Genomic DNA, 6,986 nt, shown 5'->3' with positions numbered 1-6,986 from the left:
GCCCCCGCGGCCCCCGGCCGGGGGGGGGGGGGTGGGGGGGGGGGGGGGGGGGGGGGGGGGGGGGCCCCGCCCCCCCCCCCGGGGGGGGGGGGGGGGGGGGGGGGGCGCCCCCCCCCCCCCCCCGGGCCCCCGTGGCGTGTGCGGGCCGCGGCCCGGCGGTCCCGCGCGGGACCGGCGGGCGGTCAGGCGGCGGTGGCGCGGTGCCTGCGGGCGGACATCACGGCGTAGACCACCACGCCCACGAAGAGGAACAGCACGCCCTGGTACACGGCCGCGTATCCGGAGCCGGCCACGAGCCACATCGAGAAGGCGAACGCCGCGCACGCCAGGACGGTGTCACGGACCAGCCGGCCCCGGTGGACGCGCGCGGACTGCCCGGAGACCAGGAAGTAGATCTGGGCGGCGCTGGAGAGCAGGTACGGGACGGTCGCCGTGAAGGTGGTGACCAGCACCAGGATCTCGAAGACGCCCTGGGTGCCGGCGGTGTAGTTGTAGACGGTCAGGGCCGAGGCCAGGACGACGGTGACGAGGACCCCGACGATCGGGACCCCGCGCCTCCTGGTCTCGAAGACCTTCGGGAAGAGTCCGTCCTTGGCGGCGGCGTACGGGGTCTGCGCGCTGAGCAGGGTCCAGCCGTTCAGGGCGCCGACCATCGAGATCACCGCGGCGCAGGCGACGAGGGTGCCGCCCCAGGTTCCGCCGAACATGGCGTCGACGGCGTCGCTGAAGGGGGCCTGGGAGGTGACGAGGGTGGCGTGCGCGACCAGGCCGAAGACGGACAGGGTGCCGAGGAGGTAGACGCCGGCGGCGCCGCTGGTGCCCAGGATGGTGGCGCGGCCGACGTTGCGCGCCGGGTCGCGGACCTCGCCCGCGCTGACGGCTGCCGACTCGACGCCGAGGTAGCTGAAGAGCAGGATCGCGGCGGCTGCGGAGATCGCGCCGACGGCGCTCTGGTCGGTGGCCCGGAAGGGGCCGAGGTTGGCCGGGTCGAAGAAGAACAGCCCGCCGACGGCCACCAGCAGCAGTGGGGCGAACTTCAGTACGGTGGAGACGAGTTGGACGGCGCCCACGTAGCGGGTGCCCGCGAGGTTGGCGAGCGCGGGCAGCCACTGGACGGCGAGTGCGGCCAGGCACATGGACCACTTGTGCTCGCCCACGGCGGGGAGGAGCACCGTGAGGTAGCCCACGGCGGCGACCGCGAGGGCCGCGTTGGAGACCCAGGTGGTGATCCAGTAGCTCCAGGCCGCGAGGAAGCCGGCGAAGTCCCCGAAGGCCGCGCGGGCGTAGACGTAGGGGCCGCCGGTCTGCGGGTTGCGTTCGGCGAGCCTGCCGAAGACGAGGGCGAGGGCGATCGCGCCGACGGTGAGCACGGCGAAGGCGACGAGGCTGATCGTGCCGAAGGGGGCCACCGCGGCGGGGAGGAGGAAGATCCCGCCGCCGATGATGTTGCCCATGACCAGGCAGGTCGCGATCGGCAGCCCGAAGCGGCGGGCGTGCGGGCTCGCCTGTTCCTCGGTGGGGGCGGGGGCGGGGAGGGAGGTGGTGCTCACGGGTGGTGCGCCTCTGGTGTTTCACATGCCGGACAGGTCGACACATCGTCGGTTACGGCAAAGTACGCACCAAATCAACGGGTTTCGTCCTGTACGGACACCTCCACGAAAGGAAGGGTTGCGCCCGCTGCGGGCTTCGGCCGGTGATCCTGCGGTGCGCCGGCCGTCGAGGCGGTGCTCAACGGGACCTGTGGACCGTCCGCCTCCCGGAGCCAGCGGCGCAGCACCTCGTGCACCGCTTCGGCGCCGACCAGGCCGGTCCCCGGGTCCGACAGTTCGGTGGGCCACATCAGGAACGGGTGCCCCTGCTCGCCGCCCAGGCCACCGTGCGAGCCGATCTGCTCCTCGAAGGCGTGCACCGTCCCGTCGGCCGGGTCGTACGCCGAGTTGACCATGATGTCCGCCACGTGCGGGAACGAGTCGGTCCGGCGGACGGCGTCGGCCGCGCCCGGTCCGAAGTCCGCCAGCAGCCGCTCCGCCGCATCCGGCTCGTCCAGCCGGGCCACCGCGCCGCCGGGGCCGAGCACCTCCCCGTCGACCAGCACGAACCCGACGCCCGGGTGGTTGGCCAGCGTGGCCAGCAGCGCCGGGTGGGTCCGCTCGATCCACGCCCGGTCGGCCCGCCCGGGCAGGTCCGGGAAGGAGACCAGCGCGAGGTTGCCCGACGCCAGCACCACCGGGTCGGAGCCGCCCGTCGGGTCGACCTCCTCGCCCTCCTCCACCGGCCGGTGCAGGGCCGCGCGGACCGCCGCGCGGGCCTCGGCGCCGCTGCGGGTGCCGCCGGCCCGCCGGGAGACCGGCAGCCCGCAGCCCGCCCGGACCAGGTCCTTCAGGGTGAGTCCGTACCGGCCCAGGAAGGTCTCCCCCGGGCTCTGTCCGTGGTCCGAGAGCAGCACGATCCGGTAGGCGCGGGGCGCGTGTTCGGCGACCCGGGCGATCAGCGCGAGGCTCCGGTCGAGACGGGCCAGGACCCGGTCGGTGTCCCGGCCGCGCGGGCCGGAGTGGTGCGCGACCTCGTCGTAGGCCACCAGGTCCGCGTAGACGCAGGCGCGGCCCGCGAGCATGTCCCCGATGACCGCGGCGACGACGACGTCCCGTTCGACGACGGTGGCGAAGGCCCGGATCATCGGGTAGAGACCGCCGCGGCCCACGCGCGGCACCTCGTGGCGGATCCGGGCCCGGATCGACTGGCCTATCTCCCGGCCCACCTCGGCGACGAAGGAGAGGGCGGTGCGGACGGCGTTGGCCGGGTCCGAGAAGTACGCGAAGTAGCCCGCCCGGGAGCGGTTGGCCGGGCCCCGCCGCGCGGACACCGACAGCACCAGGGCGAGCTGGTCGGCACCGCCGCTGAACAGGTTGCCGCGGCTGGCCCCGTCCAGGGAGAGCAGTCCCCCGTCGCCGGTCCGTTCGATGGCGCGGCGTTGGAGTTCGGCGGCGCTGGTGGGCCGATTGCACACCACGATCTCGCCGGTGTCCTTCTCGTACCAGCGGAAGGCGGGCACGTCGAAGTTCGAGCCGTGCAGGATGCCGAGCTGGCTGGCGCCCGTCTGGCTGGACCAGTCCGTGCGCCAGGGCGTGACGCGGTGGCCGCGCTCCAGCCAGTCGCCGACGGTGGGCATCGCCCCGGATCCCGCGGCCCGCCGCAACACCTCGTACCCGACCCCGTCGAGTTGGAGGAAGACCAGCCCCGGGGGGCTCTCGCCCGCGCCGGGGGCGCCCGACCTCAGCTGCCTGCGTCGGCGTCGGTCGGCGAGCCGGTAGAGCCGGCGGCGGTAGGCCTCGTCGTCGCGGACGGCCAGGGCCGTGGACGTCGCGGACGCCACGGCGGACATCACCGCGGCGACGACCACGGCGGTCTCCGGGGCCACCTCGCCGCGACCGTCGGGGATCAGGTTGAGCGCGATCAGCAGCAGCGAGCCGTTGAGGAAGAAGACGAGCAGCCCGAGCAGCAGGGCGGGCACCAGCAGCAGGGCCCGGACGAGCAGCGGCCACACCAGCGCGCTCAGCAGGCCGAAGGCGCCGGCGCCCCAGGCGGCGGTCAGCGCGATCCGGGTGACGCTGTCGGCGTCGTCGGACCGGAGCCGGAAGTCCGGCAGGATCCCGGCCAGGGCGAGCATGGTGAGCGTGGACACCGCCCACACGAGGATCACCCTCACCAGTGCGCCGCCCGCCGTGCGCCACCGTCCGCGCCACACTCCGTACCCCCGTTCGTGGTTCCCTGCCAGCGTCGCACAGCGCCGCGAACGCGGCCGGGCGACACGGATGGCGCACGAACGTACGGAAGCCGCCGGTCAGGTGGCGCTACGTGCCGTCGTAGCCCGCCGTCGGCATGGACAGGCGGCGGTGCACCTCGGCCTTCATCGCGGAGGTGTACGTCGGCTCCTCCAGCCCCGCGGTCTCCAGCCGGATCCCGCGCCGCTCGCACGCGGCGGCGAAGTCCTCGACGGAACGCAGCGCCCGGGCCAGCACCCGGTGGTTGGCGGCGACGAACAGGTCGACCCGTCCCGCGTCGACGTCGGACCAGAGCCCGCAGTGGTCGTGGCGCAGACCGTAGACCAGCAGGTGCCGGGTGACGACGTACCCGCGGTCCGCGGCCCAGCGGGCGCACATGGCGTGCTGGCTCCGGGTGTCCACGGCGAAGGGGTCGACGTCGAGTTCCTCGAGCGGGGCCAGGCTGGCGATCGCGGCCACGCGCAACTCATCCATGGCGCCCGACCCTACTCCGATCCGCGGCCGTCGAGGAGAGGGGCGCCGGGTTCCGATTGGGCGCGGTTCGACGGGACAGGATCTAAGGTCGACAGGACCGCGACGAGGGAGGGAGCACCGGTGCCGGTGGACATCACCTGGTGGGGGCATGCCACGTGCACGGTGGAGGACTCCGGACTCCGGTTCCTGACGGACCCGCTGTTCGCACGGCGGTTCGCACATCTGCGACGACGGCGCGGGGCGGTGCCGCCGCCGGACGCGGCCGAGGCGGACGTCGCGGTGGTCTCGCACCTGCACTCCGATCACCTGCACCTGCCCTCGCTGGCCCGGCTCGCGCCGGGGACCCGGCTGCTGGTGCCCCGGGGTGCCCGCCGGGCCGTGCCGGGGCTGGCGAGAGTGGCGGCGGCCCGGGGCCTGGCGGTCACGGAGGTGGCACCGGGCGACGTGGTTCCGGTACGGGACGGCGTACGGGTCCGGGCGGTCAGCGCGCGGCACGACGGACGGCGGCTGCCGTTCGGACCGGAGCTCGCGCCGGCGCTCGGGTACGTGATCGAGGGCGCGGGACGGACGTACTTCGCCGGGGACACCGGGCTGTTCGACACGATGGCCGACGAGGTCGGGCCGGTGGACGTGGCGCTGCTCCCGGTCGGCGGCTGGGGGCCGTACCTGGGGGCGGGGCACCTGGACGCGGGCCGGGCGGCGCGGGCGCTGGCGGACCTCGCGCCCGCGGCGGCGGTGCCGGTGCACTACGGAACGTACTGGCCGGTCGGCATGGACGCGGTGCGACCGCACGAGTTCCACGCGCCGGGCGGGGAGTTCGCCCGGTTCGCGGGACGGCTCGCGCCGAAGGTGACGGTGCGGGTGCCCGACCACGGGGAGCGGGTGCGGCTGCCGTGACCTGGCGCGACCTCCTCGCGGCGGCGGTCGGCCAGGTCCCGCCGGACAGCACCCGGCAGGCGGTCGGGTACCCGGCGCTGTTCCTGCTCGTGGCGCTCGGCGCGCTGGTTCCGGTGATCCCGACGGGCGCGCTGGTGAGTTCGGCCTCGGTGGTGGCCTACCACCAGGACTCCCTGTCGTTCGGACTGCTGTCGGTGTTCGGCGTCTCGGCGTTCGCGGCGTTCGTCGGGGACCTGGCGCTGTACTGGCTCGGGCGGCGCGGGGTGCACTCGCGGGGCGGTTCCCGATGGCTGGAGCGCCTGCGGGCACGGGCCACTCCGGAGCGGCTCGAACAGGCGCAGACGAAGCTCGACGAGCACGGCGTGCTGGTGCTGGTCGTCTCGCGGCTGGTGCCGGCGGGGCGCATCCCCGTGATGTTGGCGTGCCTGCTGGCCGAGATGCCCCTGCGCCGTTTCGCGCGCGGCGACGCCCCGGCGTGCCTGGCCTGGGCCGCGACCTACGGCCTGATCGGCATCCTGGGCGGTTCGCTGTTCTCGGAACCCTGGAAGGGCGTGGCCCTCGCGGTCGCCCTGACCCTGCTGATCAGCGCGGCTCCGGCGCTCTGGCGCCGCGTCCGACGCGGCTAGGGCCTGCCTTTCGGATCAGGCCGGGCGCGTCAGAACGTCCGGGAGGCGCCGATCGGCAGGTCCCACAGCCGCTCGCGGTCCAGCCCGGCCCGCTCCCAGGCCGCGCGCACCCGGTGCAGCGGCTCCATCACCGGCTCGGCGGACAGGACGAAGGTGGCCCAGTGCATCGGCGCCATCCGCCGGGCGCCCAGGTCGAGGCAGGCCCGCACCGCCTCCTCCGGGTCGGTGTGCACGTCGCGCAGCCACCACCGGGGGGCGTACGCGCCGATCGGCAACAGGGCCAGGTCCATCCCGGGGTGACGTCGGCCGATCTCCGCGAACCAGTGCCCGTAGCCGGTGTCCCCGGCGAAGTAGACCTTCTTGCCGTGCTCCGTGTCGGTGAGGATCCAGCCGCCCCACAGGGACCGGCAGCTGTCGAGCAGCGACCGTTTCGACCAGTGGTGCGCGGGGACGAACTCGAAGCGGACACCGCCCAGTTCGGCGCACTCCCACCAGTCGAGTTCCGTGACCCGCTCGAAGCCCCGGCGCCGGAACCAACGCCCGAGCCCGGCCGGCACGAAGCAGGCCGTGTGGCGGGGCAGCCTCCTGAGGGTGGGGGCGTCGAGGTGGTCGTAGTGGTTGTGGCTGATGACCACCGCGTCGACAGGCGGCAGGTCCTCCCAGCGCACGCCGACGGGCGTCAGCCGGGCGGGGGTGCCCAGGATGCGCCGGGACCAGACCGGATCGGTGAGCACGGTCAGGCCGCCGGTCCGCAGGATCCAGCCGGCGTGGCCGACCCAGGTGACGGACACCGTCCCGGGCCGGGCCTCGGGCAGCGGGGCGGGGGCGCAGGGCAGGTCGGGGATGCCGCGCAGCCCTTCCGGGCCGGGCCGGAAGGTGCCTTCGCGGGCCAGGCGGGCGAGTGCGCGCACGCCGGGCAGGGGGGTGGTCAGCCGGTGCGCGAACGAACGCGGCCACCGGCGCACCTCACCGAGCGGCCGGGGCACGGCCGCATCGGGCGGGGCGGCCGGGTCGCCGGGGACGGGCGGGTCACCGGTGACGGGCGGAGCGAATCGATCGGGTCGGTCGGGACGGTCGGGACGGTCGGGACGGTCGGGACGGTCGGGTCGCACCGGTGTACGCCGGGACGCGGCCGGCCGCGCGGCGGCTCCCCCGGCTCCCCCGGCCCCCTCGGCGGCGCCGGCGTCCGTCCGGTCCGTCATCGGGA

General features: G+C 75.1%; 6 protein-coding genes. 2 read left to right on the top strand and 4 right to left on the bottom strand.

The window, feature by feature from the left end; all coding sequences use genetic code 11:
• Positions 1–182: 182 nt before the first annotated feature.
• The 3 genes from ACIRO3_RS13170 to ACIRO3_RS13160 form a co-directional block, all read right to left on the bottom strand.
• Positions 183–1,550: an amino acid permease gene (locus ACIRO3_RS13170; protein ID WP_404135692.1), complete on the bottom strand. Its 1,368-nt coding sequence runs from the start codon at positions 1,548–1,550 to the stop codon at positions 183–185.
• Between the two features lie 74 nt (positions 1,551–1,624).
• Positions 1,625–3,745, bottom strand: a complete 2,121-nt coding sequence (locus tag ACIRO3_RS13165; protein WP_404135689.1) for a phage holin family protein — start codon at positions 3,743–3,745, stop codon at positions 1,625–1,627.
• Positions 3,746–3,851: 106 nt separating this feature from the next.
• Entirely contained in the window at positions 3,852–4,256 is a 405-nt protein-coding gene (locus ACIRO3_RS13160) for a hypothetical protein (RefSeq protein ID WP_365997520.1), read from the bottom strand.
• Between the two features lie 120 nt (positions 4,257–4,376).
• Here ACIRO3_RS13160 and ACIRO3_RS13155 point away from each other — a divergent pair, with 120 nt between their 5' ends.
• Positions 4,377–5,153 (top strand): MBL fold metallo-hydrolase, encoded by a 777-nt coding sequence (locus ACIRO3_RS13155; RefSeq protein ID WP_361772601.1) that lies wholly within the window; start codon positions 4,377–4,379, stop codon positions 5,151–5,153.
• Positions 5,150–5,779 (top strand): VTT domain-containing protein, encoded by a 630-nt coding sequence (locus ACIRO3_RS13150; protein ID WP_365997519.1) that lies wholly within the window; start codon positions 5,150–5,152, stop codon positions 5,777–5,779. The genes ACIRO3_RS13155 and ACIRO3_RS13150 overlap by 4 nt, the downstream gene beginning before the upstream one ends.
• Positions 5,780–5,808: 29 nt before the next feature.
• Here ACIRO3_RS13150 and ACIRO3_RS13145 read toward each other — a convergent pair whose 3' ends face one another.
• Positions 5,809–6,981: an MBL fold metallo-hydrolase gene (locus ACIRO3_RS13145; RefSeq protein WP_404135684.1), complete on the bottom strand. Its 1,173-nt coding sequence runs from the start codon at positions 6,979–6,981 to the stop codon at positions 5,809–5,811.
• Between the last annotated feature and the right edge of the window lie 5 nt (positions 6,982–6,986).

The sequence above is a fragment of the Streptomyces sp. NPDC102278 genome, from assembly GCF_044766345.1.
GTDB lineage: Bacteria > Actinomycetota > Actinomycetes > Streptomycetales > Streptomycetaceae > Streptomyces.
Note: the sequence above shows the minus strand (reverse complement) of the source record. Positions and strands in the feature narration are given on the sequence as shown.

Excerpts from the sequence above, each read along its gene's own strand:
- ACIRO3_RS13145 (WP_404135684.1), bottom strand. The coding sequence starts at position 6,981 with ATGACGGACCGGACGGACGCCGGCGCCGCCGAGGGGGCCGGGGGAGCC.
- ACIRO3_RS13160 (WP_365997520.1), bottom strand. The coding sequence starts at position 4,256 with ATGGATGAGTTGCGCGTGGCCGCGATCGCCAGCCTGGCCCCGCTCGAG.